The sequence below is a fragment of the Paenibacillus albicereus genome (assembly GCF_012676905.1).
Lineage (GTDB): Bacteria > Bacillota > Bacilli > Paenibacillales > Paenibacillaceae > Paenibacillus_O > Paenibacillus_O albicereus.
Genome location: NZ_CP051428.1, coordinates 358,925 through 376,207 on the forward strand (window position 1 = coordinate 358,925; position 17,283 = coordinate 376,207).

Sequence of the window (17,283 nt, forward strand, 5' to 3'; positions counted from 1 at the left end):
ACGAAAGGAGATCCGACATGCGGAACCATCCCTCTGCAAGCCAGGACCAACCCGCCGCCGGCGCTGCTCGCGCCGCCGATCCGGCGGCTGCGCCGCCGCCCGTCCTGCAGCCGCCCGGCTACCCGATCGTCCATCCGCTCAAGGACGTCCGTCTGGGCGAAGCCTTCCCCTCCTTCGCGGCGGGAGACGGCATCTACGTCCAGGACACGAACGGCAAGACCTATATCGACGGCATCAGCGGGCTCTGGAACGTCTCGCTCGGCTACCGCCATCCCGGCATCCGCCAGGCGATCGTCGACCAGCTCGACCGGCTGCCCTACGTCAACCCTGTCGACGGCGCCAATCCGACGACGCTCGCATTCGCCGAGACGCTGCTGCGCCTGACGCCGCCGTCTCTGGCCAAGGTCGCCTATACGTGCACCGGCTCGGAGTCGGTGGAGCTGGCGATCAAGCTCATCCGCAAGTTCCATCAGCTGTCGGGACGGCCGGAGCGCACGCTCATCGCGGTGCTCGACAAGTCCTACCACGGCACGTACTACGGCTCGATGAGCGCAAGCGGCATCGACCAGGAGATTTCGGAGAGCTACGGCCCCAAGGTGCCCGGCTTCCGGTTCCATCCCGTGCCGCTCGGCGACGACGGCAAGCCGGCCGTGCTGGAGGGCGAGCTGCTGGAGCGCCGGCTGGCGGAGCTGGAGAGGCTGTTCGCGGAGGAGGAAGGCCGTCTCGGCGGCATCATCCTCGAGCCGATCATCGGGTCGGGCGGCATCCTGCCGCTGCCGGACCGCTACCTGCGGAGAATCCGCGAGCTGTGCGACGCCTCCGGCGTCCTGCTCGCCTTCGACGAGGTGGCAACGGGCATGGGCCGCACGGGACGCATGTTCGCCTTCGAGCACAGCGGCGCGACGCCCGACATCCTCTGTTTGTCCAAAGGCATCAACAGCGGCTACCTGCCGCTCGGCGCGACGCTGTTCAGCGACGCGATCTACCAGGCGTTCGCCCGGGCCGGCTCTCATATCGAGCATCTGTCGACGCAGAACGGCAATCCGATCGCCTGCGCCGCCGGCCTCGCGACCGTCGAGGCGCTGGAGCAGCCCGGGCTTCTGGCCGAGGTGACCCGCAAGGGCGAGCTGCTCCGCCACCTGCTCAACGAAGCGCTGGCCGCGAATCCGCTGTACCTCGAGACACGGGGACAAGGGCTCATGATCGGCGTCGCCCTCACCTCGGACCGCTCGCAGCGGGCGCTGCTCGATGCAGACCGCCTGCGGGATGTCGTCGCCCGGCTGAAGCAGCGCGGCCTGCTCGTCTACCCGATCCATACGCCCGGCGTGACGACCGGCTTCCACCTGTTCCCTCCGCTGATTATCGAGGACGGCGAGATCCGCAAGATCGTCCAGATCATCGCCCGCTCGCTGGGAGGGAGGTGAGCGCGAGCATGAATCCGGCCAAGCATGACCTGGCCTCGCCGCTGGAGCTGCCTCCGGCCGAGCCGGAAGCGGAGTCCGTCGTCATCTCCCGGCTGCGGGCCTGCCTGCATCGCATCGGCAGCTTCCTTTCCTTCCGCTGACCGATCCGCGACCTGTCCTTCATTCCGCCTAGGAGGTGATACCCATGATGGCAATCTGGCCTCTTCCGTTCCCGAAGCTTCCGATTCCGTTCCCGCATCCGTTCCCGATCGATCCGATCATCTTCTTCTAATCGCTAGCATCCCGAGTGCATTCCATTCCAGGAGGTGAATTCCATGAACGAAATCTCCCTGCAGCTCGAAGAGCTGGAAGCCGTCGCGGCTCCTGGCTGGCAAGATACGGTCGTCATCATCGCGATCGGTCTGGGCATCGCGGCCCTCACCTAGGTTTTGAACCCCGCGTCAAGCGCTTGATTCCACGAGAGGAGGTGAAATCCATGAAGAACCTGTCCCTGCAGCTCGAAGAGCTCGAGGCGGTCGCCGCTCCGGTCGATTGGGGCGATGTCGCGATCGGCGTCGGCATCGGCATCGGCGTCATCGCCTTCACGTAATCCGTGTTCTCCTGCATTCGAGATTCGGCCAAGGAGGTGAAATCCATGAAAAACCTGTCCCTGCAGCTCGAGGAGCTCGAAGGCGTGACCGCGCCGGACTGGCAAGACGTCGCGATCGGCATCGGCATCGGCATCGGCATCGGAGCGATCGCCTTCACGTAATCGATCGGCCTGATTCAGCTTCCATAGAAAGGAGGCCAAATCCATGAACCAAGCTCTGTCCCTCCAGCTGGAGGAACTGGAAACCGTCGCGGCACCGGGCGACGGCGCGTACATCGCCGGCGTAGCGGTAGGCGTCGCGATCGGCATCGGCATCATCGCCTTCACGTAATTCCCTATCCAACCCAATTCTATTGAAAGGAGGAACCATCCATGAACCGATCCCTGAACCTGCACATGGAGCTGCTCGAAGACGTAGCCGCCCCCGGCGACGCGCAAGACTTCGTCGAAGGCGTAGCCGTCGGCCTGGGCGCCGTCGCAGCCGTCGTCGGCATCATCGCCTTCACGTAAGGCCAACCCCCCTCATTCTTCGAAAAAGGAGGCCAAACCCATGAACCAAGCCCTGTCCCTGCAGCTGGAGGAACTGGAAGCCGTCGCGGCTCCCGGCGACGCGGAATACATCGCCGGCGTAGCGGTAGGCGTCGCCATCGGCATCGGCATCATCGCCTTCACGTAATCGCGGCCTTACTTAACCGAGATCGACCCTTTTCACCCTATCCTGGCCTTGATCCAACCCAAACCTATTATCCAAGGAGGAATCATCCATGAACCAATCCCTGAACCTGCATATGGAACTGCTTGAGGACGTATCCGCTCCAGGCAGCGGCAAAGACTTCGTCGAAGGCGTAGCCGTCGGCCTGGGCGCTGTCGCAGCCGTCACCGCCATCATCGCCTTCACCTAAGACCTGCTGGACGAACGATCGCCCGCTTGACCCGGCTGAGCCTCTCAGCCGCTTGAGATGGGAGACTCTCTCCCCGCCTGGACGCTGGAGCCGGGCGGGGGAGTCCTCCCCATGACGCTGCGCATCGACGGCTTGCCGCCCTTTTTCACGACTTTGGCTTTTCTTCTGGACACTATGAACGATTCGAGGTGAACGAGATGTCGACCGCATCAGCCTTCGATATCCATGAGATCGAAAACAACCTGTTCCTGGTTCAACATAGATCAAGCCGCAAGTTCATCCGCATGGGACCGCGCGAGACGGAGTACCTGCAATATCTCGCCTCGACACCCGCCGCCGCGAGCTCCGCTCCGCAGGGCGAGGCGGCCGAGCAGGCCGCCCCCTACGCCGGCAGCCTATCGGAGGAGGAGCAGGCTTATCTCGCCTCCAAGTTCGGCGAATGGGGCTTCCTCGACCCGGCCGTGCCGGAGGAGGAAGCGGCCGGCACCCGCAAGTGGCGCTTCAACTGGCGCATCGACGATCTGACGACGATCAAGTTCTTCTCCGTCGATCCCGACGCCTGGCTGGACCGCCGGCTGCCGCTCATCCGCTCGCTGCTCCATCCGGCGGCGATCGCGGCCTACGGGCTTGTCATGCTCGGCGCCCTCGCGCTGCTGCTGGCGCAGCCGCAGCTGGCCGTCGGCCTCGACCCGTACGGCCTCGGCTGGGCCCAGTACGCGGCGATCTACGCGATGATCGTCCTGACGACAGTCATCCACGAGCTCGGCCACGGCATGACGTGCAAATACTACGGCGGACGCGTGAAGCAGATGGGCGCGATGCTGTTCTACTTCAGCCCGGCGATGTTCTGCGACGTGAGCGACACGTATACGTTCCGGCGCAGGCGGCATAAGATGGCGGTGCTGGCGGCAGGCGTGTTCAGCCAGTGGCTGCTCTCCTCGCTCGCGATCCTCGCCTACGGCGGGCTCCAAGCGGCCGGAGCGCAGCCGTCGGAGCTGCTGCTGTATTACGCCTTCGCCAACGTCGGCATGAGCGTGCTCAACCTGATGCCGCTCGTCAAGCTCGACGGCTACTGGATGCTGAGCCACTGCCTCGGCATCGCCAACCTGCGGAGCAAGGCGTTCCGCTCTCTCTGGAGCCTGCTGCGCCTGCCCGGCCCCCGCGATCCGATCGCGGCAAGCCCCCCGAGCCGCCGGGAGCGCTCGATCCTGCTCGCCTACGGCGCGGCGGCGGCGGCGTTCACCCCCTGCTTCTGGCTCTGGGGCATCCTGCAGGTGCAGGAGCGGCTGCAAGGCTGGATCGGCGCCTTCAGCTTCCTCGTGACCGCCGGCATCGCGGTCGTCATGCTCTATCACATGGGCAAGTTTTTCCGGACGATGAGACAGCCGGCTTAACCGGCTCCAAACCAAGACAAGGTGGGATATGAGATGGGACTGGAAATCAATCACTTAATCAAGCGCTACGGAGGGAAGACGGTGCTGCACGGCATCTCGCTCGAAGCGCGCACCGGCCAGGCGTTCGGCCTGCTCGGCGGCAACGGGGCGGGCAAGACGACGACGATCCGCTCCGTCCTCGGCCTGGTCGAGTACGAGTCCGGCTCCATCACCTGGGACGGCAAGCCGATCCAGGACAACCGCCCGAGCATCGGCTATCTGCCGGAGGAGCGCGGCCTGTATCCGAAGGAGAAGGTCAGCGAGCAGCTCATCTACTTCGCGATGCTAGAGGGACTGTCCCGGCCGGCGGCGGTCAAGGCGATGCGCGGCTGGCTGGAGCGGCTCGGCATCGCCGAGCACGAGGGCAAGCGCGTCGAGCAGCTGTCCAAGGGCAATCAGCAGAAGGTGCAGATCATCTCCTCGCTCATCCACGATCCCGAGCTGGTCATCCTCGACGAGCCGTTCAGCGGCCTCGACCCGGTCAACTCCGACATGCTGGCATCCGTCGTGCAGGACCAGCTGAAGCTGGGCAAGACGATGATTTTCTCCAGCCACCAGATGGGCCAGGTCGAGCGGTTCTGCGACTATGTGTGCATTCTCAAGCGCGGCCAGATGACCGTCTCCGGCAAGCTGGCCGACATCAAGCGCTCCTACGGGCGCACGAGCCTGCTGCTGCGCAGCGAGCAGGACTTGACCCCGCATCTGGCGACGTTCGGCATGCAGCCGGTCGAGGAGTCGCTCCATGAGTGGCAGGTCAAGGTCGACAGCGAGGAGCAGGCCCACGGCCTCATGCAGTCGATGGCGGGCGCGGGCGTGAAGCTGCTCAAGTTCGAGCTCAAGGAGCCGACGCTCCATGAAATCTTCATTGAAAAGGTAGGCGAAGGAGCATGAAGCAGTTCGGCCTTGTATTCCGGTATTCCTTCCGGGAGCGTCTCCGGTCCAAATCGTTCACGCTGACGATCTACATCGCGGCGGTGCTGCTGGCGGCGCTCATCTTCCTCCCCAAGGTATTGCAGTCGGATGGCGGCGAATCGGTCGACGGTACGGTCGCCGTCGTCAACAAGACCGACTTGGCGTTGACGCCGGAAAGCCTCGCGCAAGGCGTGTCGCCCTCGTACGCCTGGAAGCTTGTCGAGCCGTCCGGGGAAGCCGAGGCCCGCGCGCAGCTGGCCAAGGACGACGACAGCCTGCTCGGCCTGGCGGCGATCGAGGAGAAGGACGGCAAGCCGGTGCTCTCGCTGACAGTCAACAAGCTTGACGACGCGCCTTATGCCGAAGCGCTTGGGACCTACGTCCAAGGGGTCTACACGGCAAGCGAGCTCGGCAAGCTGACGCTGGATCCGGCGCAGAAGGAGCGCGTGACCGCGGCCTTGCAGCTCGACGTGCAGGAGCTCAAGGCGGGCAGCAAGTCGGCCCTCGTCATGTATTTGCCGGTCTACCTCATCACCTTCATGCTCTACCTGCTGATCTACCTGTTCGGCGGCAACGTGGCCGTCTCCGTCTCGGTCGAGAAGAGCTCCCGCATCAAGGAAATCCTCATCACCAAAGTAAAGCCGGAGCAGCTGCTGTTCGGAAAGGTGTTCGGCGTCGGCCTCGCCGGCCTGCTGCAGTTCGTCCTCATCCTGGGCATTGGCTACGGCATGCTTCTCGCCTCCGGCTCGGGCGGAGCGCTCGATTTGTTCGGCTTCACGGTCGACTTCTCGATGCTGGGCGCCAAGACGATCGCCCTGCTCGTACTGTTCTTCATCCTCGGCTACTTCTTCTACGCGGCGCTGTTCGCCGCCTGCGGCTCGCTCGTCAGCCGCAGCGAGGAGGTCAACGGCATGATCCTGCCGGTCTCGGTCATCATGATGGGTGGCTTCCTGGTCGCGCTGATCTCGCTCGGCTCTCCGGACGGCAGCCTCGCCGTCGTCAGCTCCTACATCCCGTTCGCGACGCCGTTCACGATGTTCGTCCGGGTCGGGATGACCGAGCCGACCTGGACCGAGATTCTCGTGCCGACGCTCATCCTGCTCGCCTCCACGGGCATCGCCTGCTGGATTTCCGCCAAAATCTATCAGGTCGGCGTCCTGCTCTACGGGCAGAAGCCGACGCCGAAGCTGATCTACAAAGCGCTTCGGTCGACGATGTAAGGAGGGGCGCACATGGCGATAGACATCACCAAGGTGGCGCCGCCCGCCCGATCTGTCCCGATCCCGCCTCCGGCCGTCCGGCCGGAAGGGGCGGCGGCCCGGCCGCTGCTCGGCCAGTGGGCGATGGTGACCGGGGCCGGGCGCGGCATCGGCGAGGAGATCGCGCGGCAGTTCGCCGCCTCCGGCGCGTCGCTCGTCCTGACCGAGCTGCCGGAGCGCATGCCGCTGCTGGAGGAGAGCGCCGCCGCGCTGCGGCGGGAGCATGGCGTGCAGGCGAGCTGCCTGCCGCTCGACCTGCGCCGCATGGAGCAGGTCGAGGAGGCGGCCGCGCGCATCGGCGGCGAGGTCGAGGCGGGCGTGGACTACCTCGTCAACAACGCCGGCGTCAACCTGCTGCAGCCGGCGCTGACGCTCACGCAGGAGGAATGGGACTTTGTCGTGGACATCAATCTCAAGGGCACGTTTTTCCTCACCCGCGAGGTGGCCAAGGCGATGGTCCGCAAGAAGCGCGGCTCGATCGTCATGATCGCCTCGCAGCACGGCGTCGTCGCCAACGAGAACCGCGCTCCCTACTGCGCCAGCAAGGCCGGACTCATCCATCTGTCCAAGGCGCTCGCGGTCGAATGGGCGAAATACGGCATCCGCGTCAACACAGTGTCGCCGACGTTCGTGCTGACCGAGGCGAGCGAGCCGCATCTGACCGATCCGCAGTTCCTGCGGGCCAACCTGCCCAAGCTGCCGCTGCGCAAGTTCGCGACGCCGGAGGACATCGCCCGCTCGGCGCTGTTCCTGGCGACGGACGCGGCCGGCATGATTACCGGGCATAACCTCGTCGTCGACGGCGGCTGGACCGCCCTCTGACGGCCGGTGCGCCTGAGCCGACGGCCCGACCGGAATCCCCCTTTTCGAGAATCCATCCTCCAGAAGCATCACCGCAAGCCGGATACCCGGCGGAGCGCATCCATAAGCAGCACCCGGCCGGATACCCGGCGAAGCGCATCCATAAGCAGCACCCGAGCCGGTTACCCGGCGAAACGCATTCATCGGCAGCGCCTTGAGCCGGATACCCGGCGGACACACAGCGGCGCCCTGAGCCGGAGTACCCGGCGAAGCCAGCATCTTCCGCAGCGGAGCCGACTCCCGGGCCTGGCGTCCGGCGGCTCCCGCGCAGGCGGGCGGCGCGGCGAAGCGGCACTCATCCCCATTCATTCGACGCGAGGAGGCGGTTGTAATGTATTTCGGCGTATTCAAGGACTTGAGGAACCTGGGGCTGCCCGGCAGCCAGGATTTCGATCTGTATGAAGGGTACTATTCCGAGTTCTACGAGGCGGTGGCGGGCCGCACGGACTACGACATCCCGCTGCTGCTGGAGCAGGCGGCGGCGCTTGCGGGCGGCGGCAAGGTGCTGGAGCTGGCCTGCGGCTCGGGCCGCGTCCTGATGCATCTGGCCAATCGCGGCTTCCAGACGGTCGGCCTCGACCTGTCCGAAGATATGCTCAAGATGTGCCGCCGCAAGAGCGAGCTGCTGCCGCCGCGCCTGAAGAGCCGCATCGACGTGCGCCAAGGCGACATGACGAGCTTCGAGCTCGGCGAGGAGTTCCCCCTCATCATCCTGTCGGCGACGAGCATCAGCCTGCTGCGCGAGCGGAGCGACCTGGAGCGCATGCTGCAGGCGGTGGAGCGCCATCTGGCGGACGGCGGACGGTTCATCTTCGACTACGTGCTGTCCAACGACATCCACAACAGCCAGCTGCGCGGCGGCCGCGTCAACGGCGTCACGCTCGATCTCGGGCCTGACCACAAGCAGTTCGTCCTCATGGGCGAGGAGGAGAACCGGGAGGATCAGAGCGCGGTCATGAACTTCTACGCCGAGGTCATCCAGGGCGGGCAGACGAAGCGCTATTTCGGCTCTACGTTCAAGAAGTTCTTCCCCGAGGAGGACATCCACGCCTGCATCGCCGCTTCCGGCCTGCGCATCGCGGACTCCCGCCTGTACAGCGTCGAGGGCGACGGCAACGTGCGCTGCCTGATTCTGGAGAAGGAGGCCGCCCGATGAGCGCCTTCGTCACGATTCTGGGCGGCGGGGGAGAGGGCGGCGAGGCCGAGCCGATCGCCGCCGCCCTGCGCGGCCTCGGCGTCGAGGCGCGCGCCGCGTCGGCGTTCGCCGAGATCGATCCCGGCAGCGACCTCGTGCTCGTGCTCCAGGCGGAGCTCCAGGGCGCCGCGTTCAACGCCTACGCCCTGGAGCATGGGCTGACGTGGCTGCCGGTCGCGTTCTCGCATACGGTCGGCCGCCTCGGCCCGATCATCATTCCCGGCGAAACGGCCTGCTACGACTGCCTGGAGCTGCGCGGACGCGCGAACGGCCTGCCGCCGCTCGCAGCCAAGCCGAGCCGGTTCGACCCGAGCTGGTCGATGGTCGCGTCGCTCGCCGTCATGGAGACGGTCAAGTGGCTGTCGCGCTCCACGAACAGCTTCGCGCCGCTGTCGCTCGGCCATCAGGTCGAGTTCGACGCCTTTCACCTCCAGGGCGAAGTGAATCCGGTGTACCGGCTGCCCACCTGCCCGTCCTGCGGGCTGCGCCATCAGGCGCGGCTCGCCGCCCAGCCATGGACCGAGGCCGGGCTGGTGCAGCTGCCATGAGCCGCCAGCTGATCCGCCGCTGGAGCAGTTCGGCGCCTGCGGCTCCCGGCGCTCGCCGTCCCCGCGGTCCGGCGCTCGGCCTGACGGAGCCGCTGGCACGGGCGATCAGCCCGCAGGGCGGCATGGTGCGCGGGCTGATGAGCCTCAGCACCGATCCCGGCGATCCGGCGCTGTTCCTCAGCCTCGCCGCTCCGGCCGATCCCAAGGCGTTCGGCGGCCGCCAGCACGGCCTGATCGACCGCTTCGCCAGCGGCATGGGCTTCACGCTCGAGGAGGCGAACGTATCCGCGGTGGCCGAGGCGGTCGAGCGCTACTGCGCCGCCTATGTCATTCCGGACCGCACCGTCTTCGCCTCGTGGCGCGAGCTGCGCGCCGAAGCGCTGCATCCCGGCGCGCTGCCGCTGTTCACGCCGGAGCAGCACGCGACGTGGCAGTTTCCGTACCAGCCGTTCACCGAGGATGCGCGCATCCGCTGGGTGCCGGCGCGCTCGCTGGCGACCGGCCGCGAGAAATTCGTGCCGGCCGCGATCGCCTGGGATTCCTACGTCCCGCAGAGCGACGACGAGGCGGCGATCTGCTTCGGCCTCATGACCGGCTCGGCCGCCGGCTCGACGCTCGAGCAGGCGATGATCGGCGGGCTGCTGGAGATCATCGAGCGCGACGCCTTCATGATGATGTGGTACAACATGGCCTCGCTGCCGCGGCTCGACATCCGCGAGCATCCGCTGGCGCGTCCGTTCCGCGAGCTGCTCGACGAGAGCCGCTTCGAGCTGTCGATCGTGGACACGACCGGCGACACGGGCATCCCGTCCGCGTTCGGCCTGCTCCAGACGAGCGACGGACGGGTCAGCTTCGGCGGCTCGGCGAGGCTCTCCATGGAAGAGGCTGTCGTCAAGACGCTCATGGAGATCAGCCAGCTGTTCATCGGCAACAAGGCGCAGATCTACGCCGAAGGTCTGCCGTCGCTGCTGCCCCATCAGATCACCGACTACGGCCTGCGGCTTCCGTATTACGAGCAGCCGTTCGCGCATGAGGAGCTGGCTTTCACGGCGGCCTCGCCGCTGCTGCATCCGGTGCCGCCCGCTCCGCCCGTCGCTTCCGCCTCCGAGGCGGAGCGGCTCGCGCATCTCGTCGGCGCCTTGCAGGCGCGCGGCCTGGAGCCGCTCTGCGTCGACGTCACGACGGACGACGTGCGCGAGCTCGGGCTGCATGTCGTCAAGATGATCGTGCCGGGCACGATCCAGCTGCCGCGCAGCGAGCGCGAGCGGCTGATTGCCAGCCGCCGCATCTACGACGTGCCGGTGGAGCTCGGCTGGCGCAGCTCGCCGATCGCGCCGTCCGAGCTCAACGTCAGCCCGCATCCGTTTCCTTGACCGGCCTCGACCGGCTTCCATCTGCGTCCCTCGCGCCAGCTTGCGCGCCGCGGCCGCGACCAATAATCGACAAGGGCGTGATCCTATGCAATCCAAGTTCATCGACTGGCGCGCCGACGCGCTCGCCGGCGAAGAGTCTCTGTCCCTGACGTACCACCTCAATTCCAGCCACTACCCGCAGCTGGAGGTGCTGACCCGCTCCCGGATGAAAATGCTGCGCAAGCTGTTCGCGCAGATGAACGCGCCCGCGACGCCCGCCAAGCGGTATTTCTCCGCTCCGCGCGCCGCTCTGGGCGACGATCCCGAGGCGGCGGCCGAGGATCGGCTGAGCGCCCACCCGAGCCTGCGCCGGCTGCTGTGGCGGCTGCGCCGCATGCAGCCGGAGGCGCAGCCGTTCGCGGACTTCGGGCCGCTGGAGGAGCTCGGCGGCGCGGCGCTCGACTCGCCCGAGCTGTACATTCTCTCGCGGAGCTCGGCGACGAACCGGCTCGAGCTGTTCTACTTCCATCCGCACGGCGACTGCCTGCAGGAGCTCGGCGCTCCGGACGAGGAGCGGTGCTCGGCGCTGTTCGACCCGGCGGTGAGCGCCGGACCGCTGCAGGGCGCGATCTTCGTCGCCGCCAATCTGCACCGGTCGCTGCAGCTGTTCGGCGAGCGCGGCTACCGGCTTAGCCTGCTGGAGGGGGGCCGCCTGACCGAGCGGCTCTCCGCCTGCTCGCCCGGCAGCGGGCTGCGGGTGCAGCCGGTGCTCGGCTTCTACGACAGCCGCGTGCATCAGCTGCTCGGGCTCGACGGCCACTATGAAGTCGCGCTGAGCTGCCTGCTGCTGCAGGCCGAGCCGGAGGGAGCCCGATGAAAGACCGCACCGAGCCGCTCCCCCTCCTCCCCGGGGAGCTGCCGCTGCGCGTCGCTCCGGACAGCGCGCAGCCTCTTTACGCCCAGCTGGAGGCTCAGCTGCGCGAGCTGATCCACAGCGGGGCGCTGCCGGAGGACAGCCAGCTGCCCAGCTTGCGGGATCTCGCCTCGAAGCTGGGCTGCAGCCTCATCACCGTCCGCCGCGTCTACCTGGATTTGGAGCGCGAAGGCCTGCTGACGATTTCCAAAGGCATCGGCACGTTCGTCTGCCGCCGCGGCTCGGAGCGTTCCGCGCGTCGGGCATGGTCGAAGGCGCTCGTGCAGGAGGCTTTCCGCAGCGCGGTCGCGACCGGCTCCAAGTATGGCCTGAAGCCGGATGAGATGCGGCGGCTGCTGGAGGACCAGCTCGAGGGGAGCGACTCGGGACCTACGGCGGACTCGGGCGGAGACGAGCCGGAGGGCGGGCGCCCGCCCGATCCGCGGCCCCCGGCGAAGGCCTGAGCGGCGGTAGGCAACCGCCGCCAGAAGCAAGGCGCGGATTCGCATTCCCAGCGGGAATTTTTTAGGGCAATCGCCATTCCATTCCCCCCTCAGCCGGTTTCAAGCCTTCGGGCATGGAGCGGGCTTTTTTTCGCTGAATCGCTCCCATAGCTTGAAGGAAATGGATTCTTTTCTATGGAATATGTCATGGGACCTCATGCATGCGCCGTAGTCGTCCACACCTAGGGCATAGGGATCAGATCGGGGGGAATGGGATGGAGCAAGCGGGGAGAGGGATGGAGCAGGCGATGAGGGAAAGCGTCGAGGCGCACTTCGTGCTGCCGCAGCTGAAAGAGATGGCGCGCGCCTGCCTGGAGCAGAAGCTGCGGGAGTCGATGCTGTTCGGCAAGATGACGATGCTTCATTACCGCATGTACAAGGGCGGGGACGACGAGCGGATCTTCCGCGCCGCAGCGGCGGTGGAGCTGATGATCCTGAGCCTCGACATGATCGACGACGTGCAGGACCGGGACAATCCGGCGGTTCCGTGGAGCGCCTACCGCCCGGAGATCACGCTGAACCTGGCGCTCGGCATGCTGATGATCGCCCAGCGGCTGCTGCTGGAGAGCGGCTTCGAGCCGGAGCGGGCGCAGCAGGCCGCGAGGCTGCTCAGCATGCAGGTGCTGACCGCCGTGCACGGGCAGACGCTCGACCTGCTCAACGACATCCCCGACGAGGATGCCTATCTGGCGATGGTCAGCCAGAAGTCGGCGGCGCTGCTCGTCTGCGGCTGCATGATCGGCACGGTGCTTGCCACCGGGGAATGGAAGGAGCAGGTGCGCAGCTACGCCGAGCAGCTCGGCATCGCCGCCCAGATCAAGAACGACATCCGCGATCTGGCCAACTGGACGGACAAGAACGACTTCCTGAACCGCAAGCTCACGCTGCCGACGCTGTTCCTGTTGCAGGCCGTCACGGACGAGGACCGCTGGGTGCTCGACTACTACGAGGGCCGGCTCTCGATGGAGGAGGTCCGCCACCGGCGCGAGGAGCTGGAGGCGATCCTGGAGAAGACCGGCACGATGCTCTACTCGTCGGTGCGCATGCGCACGCACTACTACCGCTTCCTGGAGCTGCTGGAGCAGCTGGAGCTGGAGGATGGCTGGCGCGACCAGATGCTTGCCCTGGCGGAGTAAGGTGTAGCATTCGCGCTGCGGGAGTCGGCTCGGCCGAGCGGAATGGAGCCTTTAAGGTAAGAGCAGTTTCGACCGCCGGCCATAACCCGATTCCCGCAGCCCCGGCGCATCTACCGCCACCTCCAGCTCCCCGCACCCCCGCAAGCGGCCGCATGCGGGGCGCGCAAGAACGTTTGCGGCTTTCCCCCAGCGGCTTTTCGTTTCCGACATCCGGGCGCCTCGCTATAGTGGAATTAAGAGATGACGACGCTCTTAAAACCCAATTCGGAGGGATGTACCATGTTGAAAGAAATGATCCAGTCCATCGTGAAGGAATCCGGCTCTGTGATGCGAATTCAATTGGGACAGCTTCAACTGGCAGGCCTCAGCGATGCGGAGCAAAGAGCGTTCGCTGACGTGGTGGACCGTCGGGCGAAGAACGAAGGCGGCAACTTGCTCAGCGATCCGATTTGGTGCTGAAATCAGCCGATTGGCAGGTGGCTTTAACTGTATAGGAAATGGAAACGATCCCTTTTTCTCCTCGCTGTGATTCTAACGGCCGTTTATCTGGTCCATACAAGCTTCTCGTCCGTCATAACGGGCATAGAAACGCAGGCCGGACCTGGGCGGGACGGGACGTATACGATTACAAATATTGAAAAAGGGTTTTGGGCGGACGGCAAGCTTGCCGTGGGGGATCGAGTGGCGAGAATCAATGACGAGTCCGCCGATAGACATCTGCCGCTGCGCTACTTCGGGTATGTCGAACTGGCCTCCAGCCTGGACGTCATCCGCGCAGGCCAAGACGGACAGGAGAACACGCTGCGGATCGAGCTGCCAGACCAGCTGGCTCAAAAGGATTGGTTGTTCTGGTTTGTTGTACCGACGCTGGCTCTGCTCGTCTTCTCCTGCTTCGGCTTCTTCGTCTACAGTCGCAAAAAGGAAGATCCTGCTGCCCTCCGCCTGATTTTATTCTTTCTCAGCATCGGGTTCGCGTACCTCAGCGCCATGGTTTCCGGTAGGGGAGACCTGGTCGGCAGAGTGGTGCTCACGGTTGCCTTCGCCGGAGTGCCGCTGACCTTCCTGCTCTTCCTGGACCGCTACTTGCAGCGCTACGGCAAGCGGTTCGCCTCCAAGGCAGCCTTGCTCCTGATGCAAGCCGGCTTCATCGCGCAGCTTGCCGTACAGGCGGTCGAATTGACGACGGGAGCGGTATCGTTCAAGTCGCTCTTCCTGATGGCCTACTTCGTGCTCGGCAACGCATACATCATCTACAAGCTGGTCCGCTCGTACCTCGCTCATCGGCAGGATGACTTGAAATCGCTGTTCAAGCTGACGCTGCTCGGCCATCTGGTCGGGTTTCTGCCGTTTCTGCTGCTGTACGGTGTGCCGCTGCTGTTCGGCGTGCCGATCATTCCGGCGCAGGTAGCGGCGGCGTTCCTGCTCGGACTGCCGATCGTTTACCTATACATGTTCACGACGCAGCGGCTGTTCGACATCGACTTCTTCCTGAGCCGGTTTTCCTACTACACGATCATCGCCTTTTTCCCGACGCTGCTCATCACGGGACTTGCGGTCGTGCTGACGAGCCATCGCCAGCTCGCCTGGGTCGGCTGGGCGCAGCTGTTCCTCGTCGTGTACCTGCTCATCACGGCGTTCCTGTTCATCAAGGAGTTCCTCGACCACCGGCTGCGCCCGAAATGGAACAAGGACCTGAACAACTTCCAGGGCAGCCTCGACCGCTTCTCCTCGCGCATCTCGCGCGTCATGAAGCAGGCCGATCTCGAGCGGGTGCTCGAGCAGGAGGTGCGCTCGATCCTGCCCGTGCGCGAGGTCGCCTTCTTCCGCTATGAGCCGGAAGCGGAGCCGGGGACGGCGCAGACGCTCCAGGCGGACGCGGCCCGCGAGCTCGCCGCGAGCGGACGGCGGCTCGGCGTCGGCGCCGCCGTCGTCCTGTCGACGGGCCTCGCCGTCGTCATCGGGCAAAAGCGTTCCGCTTTCCAGATTCTCTGGATCGGGGACAAGACGAACCGCACCAAGTTCAATCCCGACGAGCTCGGGTGGCTCAAGACGCTGGCCAACTACAGCGCCATCGTATTTGAAAACCTGCATCTGATCGAGAACCTGATCGGAGATCTGGAGGCCGAGATGTCCAAGCGCCAAGGAACGCCTTCATGGGTGCTTCGCATGATTTTTCAGCTGGCCGAGAGCGAGCGCCGCAAGCTGGCTTCCGACCTGCACGACACGGCGCTGCAGGACCAGCTCATCTGGTACCGCAAGCTGGAGGCGGCGATGGTCGACTACGACATGCCGCCGGAGATGCGCAGCCAGCTGACCGACATCCGAGAGGGCTTGCTGGACGTCATCCATCAGATCCGCGAGACGTGCAACGAGCTGCGGCCGCCGCTGCTGGAGGAGATGGGGCTCGTCGGCTCGCTGCGCAGCCTGTTCGAGCAGCAGCAGATCCGCGCCAACTACGCGATCGAGTTCAAGGCCGGCGAGCTGCCGAAGTCGCTTGGCGACCAGGAGACGCTGACGCTGTTCCGCATCGTGCAGGAGCTGCTCGTCAACGCGAGCAAGCATGCCCGGGCGTCGCTCATCCGCATCGAGCTGCGCGAGGACGAAGGCGGCGTGCGGCTGCGCTACCGGGACGACGGCGTCGGGCTGGCGCTGGAGAAGCTGCAGGATTCGTACCAGCATATGGGCCTCTCCGGCATCAAGGAGAGAGTGCGAAGCCATGCCGGCCGCATCCGGTTCCTCTCGGAGCCGGGCGAGGGCCTGGAAGTCGATCTTTGGCTGCCGAACGAGTCGGCGGCGCATGAAGGAGAAGATGGGATAGATGAGCGCGATTCGAATCTTGCTGGTTGACGATCACCCTTCCGTAGGCGAAGGAACCAAGACGATGATCGAACAAGACCCGGACATGCAAGTCACGGTTCTGCATTCCGCCATGGAAGCGCTGGAGATCGTCAAGACGGAGGCGTTCGACGTCATGCTGTTCGATCTCAACATGCCGGTCATCAGCGGCTTGGAGCTGACCAAGCGCCTGACGGCGTCCAATCCGGAGCACCGGATCCTGATCTACACCGGCTATGAGATCAGCCCCAACTTCAACCTGCTCATCGAGTCCGGAGTCAGCGGCTTCGTGAGCAAGACCGCTTCGCGCGAGCAGCTGCTGACCTCGATCCGCTGCGTCCTGCGGGGCGAGGCGATCGTGCCGGTGCAGCTGCTTCGCCAGCTCCGCCGCCGCGACATCCGGCTGCCGCAGGAGCATGGAGAGCGCGCGCTGGAGGAAGTCAGCATCAACGAGCGCGAGACCGAGATCCTCCAGGAGGTCGCCAGCGGCAGCAGCAACCGCGATATCGCGAGCAAGCTGCTCATGAGCCAGCGCACGGTCGAATACAATTTGACGCGCATCTTCGAGAAGCTCGGCGTACGCTCCCGTTCCGAGGCGATCGTCGAGGCCAAGCGGCTCGGCATCTTGTCGGCGAGCGAGTTCCGGTAAAAAAGCGGAAGTTTTTCCAGCGGATTCTTTGCTTTTGGGTTAAGAAATGTGCTACAATAGGGGAATCGTATAGGAGACACCAGTCGCCTAGGAGAAAGGGCCCGCGATGCTGCTCTTTTTCGAACGGCGGCTTTTTCTTTTGTTTACGTAAACCCTATCTAGGAGGAATGTTCCATGCAACAAGGTACTGTAAAATGGTTCAACGCTGAAAAAGGTTACGGCTTCATCGAGGTAGAAGGCGGCGAAGACGTATTCGTACACTTCAGCGCCATCCAATCCGAAGGCTTCCGCACGCTGGACGAAGGCCAACGCGTTGAGTTCAACGTCGTTCCTGGCAACCGCGGCCCGCAAGCCGAAAACGTCGTTAAAATCTACTAGTCGCCACGCCCTGCACCAGCAGGGCTTTTTTTTCTCGATATGCCGGCGCCGCAAGGCGGGCCACTTTGAACAGGAGGCGAAGCTCGAATGTATTATTCCCGCAAGAAACCTCAAGCGGAGCTGCCGACCGAGATCACCGAGATCTGGTCCTGCGTAAGCGAGGACTGCAATGGATGGATGCGCAAAAATTTCGCTCTGGACGAAGTGCCGACATGCTTTTTGTGCCAGTCTCCGATGGAGCACGCGACCCGCGAGCTGCCGGTGCTGCATGACAACAGCGCTTCCGCGCTGAAAAAGCAGGCTTCCGGCGAGGAATAGGAACGAACGAAGACAGCCCGAGAGGGCTGTCTTTTTTATTGCCCCTTAGTGAAAATTTTCACAAAAAAACCGAAAC

24 protein-coding genes are annotated in these 17,283 nt (G+C 64.8%); all 24 read left to right on the forward strand.

Annotated features, from left to right (window positions below; translation table 11 throughout):
- Positions 1-17 precede the first annotated feature (17 nt).
- The 24 genes from mpaD to HGI30_RS01705 all read left to right on the forward strand — a co-directional run bounded on the left by mpaD (position 18) and on the right by HGI30_RS01705 (position 17,207).
- Positions 18-1,424 carry a daptide-type RiPP biosynthesis aminotransferase gene (mpaD, locus tag HGI30_RS01620; RefSeq protein WP_168906095.1) on the forward strand — a complete coding sequence of 469 codons (1,407 nt, stop codon included), beginning with the start codon at positions 18-20 and terminating at the stop codon, positions 1,422-1,424.
- Between the two features lie 8 nt (positions 1,425-1,432).
- Positions 1,433-1,564, forward strand: a complete 132-nt coding sequence (locus tag HGI30_RS23415; RefSeq protein WP_268957821.1) for a hypothetical protein — start codon at positions 1,433-1,435, stop codon at positions 1,562-1,564.
- A gap of 174 nt (positions 1,565-1,738) precedes the next feature.
- Positions 1,739-1,849 (forward strand): daptide-type RiPP, encoded by a 111-nt coding sequence (locus tag HGI30_RS23505; protein ID WP_304363381.1) that lies wholly within the window; start codon positions 1,739-1,741, stop codon positions 1,847-1,849.
- A 50-nt stretch (positions 1,850-1,899) separates the two neighbouring features.
- Positions 1,900-2,013, forward strand: a complete 114-nt coding sequence (locus tag HGI30_RS23510; RefSeq protein WP_328805218.1) for a daptide-type RiPP — start codon at positions 1,900-1,902, stop codon at positions 2,011-2,013.
- A 45-nt stretch (positions 2,014-2,058) separates the two neighbouring features.
- Positions 2,059-2,175, forward strand: a complete 117-nt coding sequence (locus HGI30_RS23515; protein ID WP_328805219.1) for a daptide-type RiPP — start codon at positions 2,059-2,061, stop codon at positions 2,173-2,175.
- Between the two features lie 43 nt (positions 2,176-2,218).
- Positions 2,219-2,344 carry a daptide-type RiPP gene (locus HGI30_RS23420; protein ID WP_268957822.1) on the forward strand — a complete coding sequence of 42 codons (126 nt, stop codon included), beginning with the start codon at positions 2,219-2,221 and terminating at the stop codon, positions 2,342-2,344.
- Between the two features lie 41 nt (positions 2,345-2,385).
- Positions 2,386-2,523 carry a daptide-type RiPP gene (locus HGI30_RS01625; protein ID WP_168906096.1) on the forward strand — a complete coding sequence of 46 codons (138 nt, stop codon included), beginning with the start codon at positions 2,386-2,388 and terminating at the stop codon, positions 2,521-2,523.
- A 40-nt stretch (positions 2,524-2,563) separates the two neighbouring features.
- Positions 2,564-2,689 (forward strand): daptide-type RiPP, encoded by a 126-nt coding sequence (locus HGI30_RS23425; RefSeq protein ID WP_268957823.1) that lies wholly within the window; start codon positions 2,564-2,566, stop codon positions 2,687-2,689.
- 88 nt (positions 2,690-2,777) lie between these two features.
- The gene (locus tag HGI30_RS01630) at positions 2,778-2,915 is read left to right on the forward strand and encodes a daptide-type RiPP (RefSeq protein WP_164820113.1); all 138 of its coding nucleotides are present in this window, start codon (positions 2,778-2,780) and stop codon (positions 2,913-2,915) included.
- 197 nt (positions 2,916-3,112) lie between these two features.
- Positions 3,113-4,309, forward strand: a complete 1,197-nt coding sequence (mpaP, locus tag HGI30_RS01635; protein ID WP_168906097.1) for a daptide biosynthesis intramembrane metalloprotease — start codon at positions 3,113-3,115, stop codon at positions 4,307-4,309.
- A 33-nt stretch (positions 4,310-4,342) separates the two neighbouring features.
- Positions 4,343-5,239, forward strand: coding sequence for an ABC transporter ATP-binding protein (locus HGI30_RS01640; RefSeq protein WP_168906098.1), 897 nt, complete (start codon positions 4,343-4,345; stop codon positions 5,237-5,239).
- Positions 5,236-6,480, forward strand: a complete 1,245-nt coding sequence (locus tag HGI30_RS01645) for an ABC transporter permease (RefSeq protein WP_168906099.1) — start codon at positions 5,236-5,238, stop codon at positions 6,478-6,480. The genes HGI30_RS01640 and HGI30_RS01645 overlap by 4 nt, the downstream gene beginning before the upstream one ends.
- Before the next feature lie 12 nt (positions 6,481-6,492).
- Positions 6,493-7,341 (forward strand): SDR family NAD(P)-dependent oxidoreductase, encoded by an 849-nt coding sequence (locus tag HGI30_RS01650; protein ID WP_168906100.1) that lies wholly within the window; start codon positions 6,493-6,495, stop codon positions 7,339-7,341.
- A 370-nt stretch (positions 7,342-7,711) separates the two neighbouring features.
- The gene (gene mpaM, locus HGI30_RS01655; RefSeq protein WP_168906101.1) at positions 7,712-8,536 is read left to right on the forward strand and encodes a daptide-type RiPP biosynthesis methyltransferase; all 825 of its coding nucleotides are present in this window, start codon (positions 7,712-7,714) and stop codon (positions 8,534-8,536) included.
- Positions 8,533-9,123, forward strand: coding sequence for a TOMM precursor leader peptide-binding protein (locus tag HGI30_RS01660; protein ID WP_168906102.1), 591 nt, complete (start codon positions 8,533-8,535; stop codon positions 9,121-9,123). The genes mpaM and HGI30_RS01660 overlap by 4 nt, the downstream gene beginning before the upstream one ends.
- The gene (locus tag HGI30_RS01665) at positions 9,120-10,496 is read left to right on the forward strand and encodes a YcaO-like family protein (RefSeq protein WP_168906103.1); all 1,377 of its coding nucleotides are present in this window, start codon (positions 9,120-9,122) and stop codon (positions 10,494-10,496) included. Before HGI30_RS01660 ends, HGI30_RS01665 begins: the two co-directional genes overlap by 4 nt.
- 85 nt (positions 10,497-10,581) lie before the next feature.
- Complete coding sequence (locus HGI30_RS01670; RefSeq protein ID WP_168906104.1) at positions 10,582-11,352, forward strand: nitroreductase family protein; 771 nt, start codon at positions 10,582-10,584, stop codon at positions 11,350-11,352.
- Complete coding sequence (locus HGI30_RS01675) at positions 11,349-11,852, forward strand: GntR family transcriptional regulator (protein WP_168906105.1); 504 nt, start codon at positions 11,349-11,351, stop codon at positions 11,850-11,852. Before HGI30_RS01670 ends, HGI30_RS01675 begins: the two co-directional genes overlap by 4 nt.
- Before the next feature lie 254 nt (positions 11,853-12,106).
- A complete protein-coding gene (locus HGI30_RS01680; RefSeq protein WP_168906106.1) occupies positions 12,107-13,027 on the forward strand; it encodes a polyprenyl synthetase family protein in 921 nt (306 codons plus the stop codon).
- Positions 13,028-13,306: 279 nt separating this feature from the next.
- Positions 13,307-13,486, forward strand: coding sequence for a competence pheromone ComX (gene comX / locus HGI30_RS01685; protein WP_168906107.1), 180 nt, complete (start codon positions 13,307-13,309; stop codon positions 13,484-13,486).
- A gap of 222 nt (positions 13,487-13,708) precedes the next feature.
- Positions 13,709-15,874, forward strand: coding sequence for a sensor histidine kinase (locus HGI30_RS01690; RefSeq protein WP_168906108.1), 2,166 nt, complete (start codon positions 13,709-13,711; stop codon positions 15,872-15,874).
- A 34-nt stretch (positions 15,875-15,908) separates the two neighbouring features.
- Positions 15,909-16,511: a response regulator gene (locus tag HGI30_RS01695; protein WP_235680284.1), complete on the forward strand. Its 603-nt coding sequence runs from the start codon at positions 15,909-15,911 to the stop codon at positions 16,509-16,511.
- Between the two features lie 174 nt (positions 16,512-16,685).
- Positions 16,686-16,889, forward strand: coding sequence for a cold-shock protein (locus tag HGI30_RS01700; RefSeq protein ID WP_168906110.1), 204 nt, complete (start codon positions 16,686-16,688; stop codon positions 16,887-16,889).
- Positions 16,890-16,976: 87 nt separating this feature from the next.
- Positions 16,977-17,207, forward strand: coding sequence for a cold-shock protein (locus tag HGI30_RS01705; RefSeq protein WP_168906111.1), 231 nt, complete (start codon positions 16,977-16,979; stop codon positions 17,205-17,207).
- Positions 17,208-17,283 lie beyond the last annotated feature (76 nt).

Bases quoted from the DNA above. Each gene is read 5' to 3' on its own strand.
- mpaD (WP_168906095.1), top strand. From the start codon at position 18: ATGCGGAACCATCCCTCTGCAAGCCAGGACCAACCCGCCGCCGGCGCT.
- HGI30_RS23415 (WP_268957821.1), top strand. From the start codon at position 1,433: ATGAATCCGGCCAAGCATGACCTGGCCTCGCCGCTGGAGCTGCCTCCG.
- HGI30_RS23505 (WP_304363381.1), top strand. From the start codon at position 1,739: ATGAACGAAATCTCCCTGCAGCTCGAAGAGCTGGAAGCCGTCGCGGCT.
- HGI30_RS23510 (WP_328805218.1), top strand. From the start codon at position 1,900: ATGAAGAACCTGTCCCTGCAGCTCGAAGAGCTCGAGGCGGTCGCCGCT.
- HGI30_RS23515 (WP_328805219.1), top strand. From the start codon at position 2,059: ATGAAAAACCTGTCCCTGCAGCTCGAGGAGCTCGAAGGCGTGACCGCG.
- HGI30_RS23420 (WP_268957822.1), top strand. From the start codon at position 2,219: ATGAACCAAGCTCTGTCCCTCCAGCTGGAGGAACTGGAAACCGTCGCG.
- HGI30_RS01625 (WP_168906096.1), top strand. From the start codon at position 2,386: ATGAACCGATCCCTGAACCTGCACATGGAGCTGCTCGAAGACGTAGCC.
- HGI30_RS23425 (WP_268957823.1), top strand. From the start codon at position 2,564: ATGAACCAAGCCCTGTCCCTGCAGCTGGAGGAACTGGAAGCCGTCGCG.
- HGI30_RS01630 (WP_164820113.1), top strand. From the start codon at position 2,778: ATGAACCAATCCCTGAACCTGCATATGGAACTGCTTGAGGACGTATCC.
- mpaP (WP_168906097.1), top strand. From the start codon at position 3,113: ATGTCGACCGCATCAGCCTTCGATATCCATGAGATCGAAAACAACCTG.
- HGI30_RS01640 (WP_168906098.1), top strand. From the start codon at position 4,343: ATGGGACTGGAAATCAATCACTTAATCAAGCGCTACGGAGGGAAGACG.
- HGI30_RS01645 (WP_168906099.1), top strand. From the start codon at position 5,236: ATGAAGCAGTTCGGCCTTGTATTCCGGTATTCCTTCCGGGAGCGTCTC.
- HGI30_RS01650 (WP_168906100.1), top strand. From the start codon at position 6,493: ATGGCGATAGACATCACCAAGGTGGCGCCGCCCGCCCGATCTGTCCCG.
- mpaM (WP_168906101.1), top strand. From the start codon at position 7,712: ATGTATTTCGGCGTATTCAAGGACTTGAGGAACCTGGGGCTGCCCGGC.
- HGI30_RS01660 (WP_168906102.1), top strand. From the start codon at position 8,533: ATGAGCGCCTTCGTCACGATTCTGGGCGGCGGGGGAGAGGGCGGCGAG.
- HGI30_RS01665 (WP_168906103.1), top strand. From the start codon at position 9,120: ATGAGCCGCCAGCTGATCCGCCGCTGGAGCAGTTCGGCGCCTGCGGCT.
- HGI30_RS01670 (WP_168906104.1), top strand. From the start codon at position 10,582: ATGCAATCCAAGTTCATCGACTGGCGCGCCGACGCGCTCGCCGGCGAA.
- HGI30_RS01675 (WP_168906105.1), top strand. From the start codon at position 11,349: ATGAAAGACCGCACCGAGCCGCTCCCCCTCCTCCCCGGGGAGCTGCCG.
- HGI30_RS01680 (WP_168906106.1), top strand. From the start codon at position 12,107: ATGGAGCAAGCGGGGAGAGGGATGGAGCAGGCGATGAGGGAAAGCGTC.
- comX (WP_168906107.1), top strand. From the start codon at position 13,307: ATGTTGAAAGAAATGATCCAGTCCATCGTGAAGGAATCCGGCTCTGTG.
- HGI30_RS01695 (WP_235680284.1), top strand. From the start codon at position 15,909: ATGATCGAACAAGACCCGGACATGCAAGTCACGGTTCTGCATTCCGCC.
- HGI30_RS01700 (WP_168906110.1), top strand. From the start codon at position 16,686: ATGCAACAAGGTACTGTAAAATGGTTCAACGCTGAAAAAGGTTACGGC.
- HGI30_RS01705 (WP_168906111.1), top strand. From the start codon at position 16,977: ATGTATTATTCCCGCAAGAAACCTCAAGCGGAGCTGCCGACCGAGATC.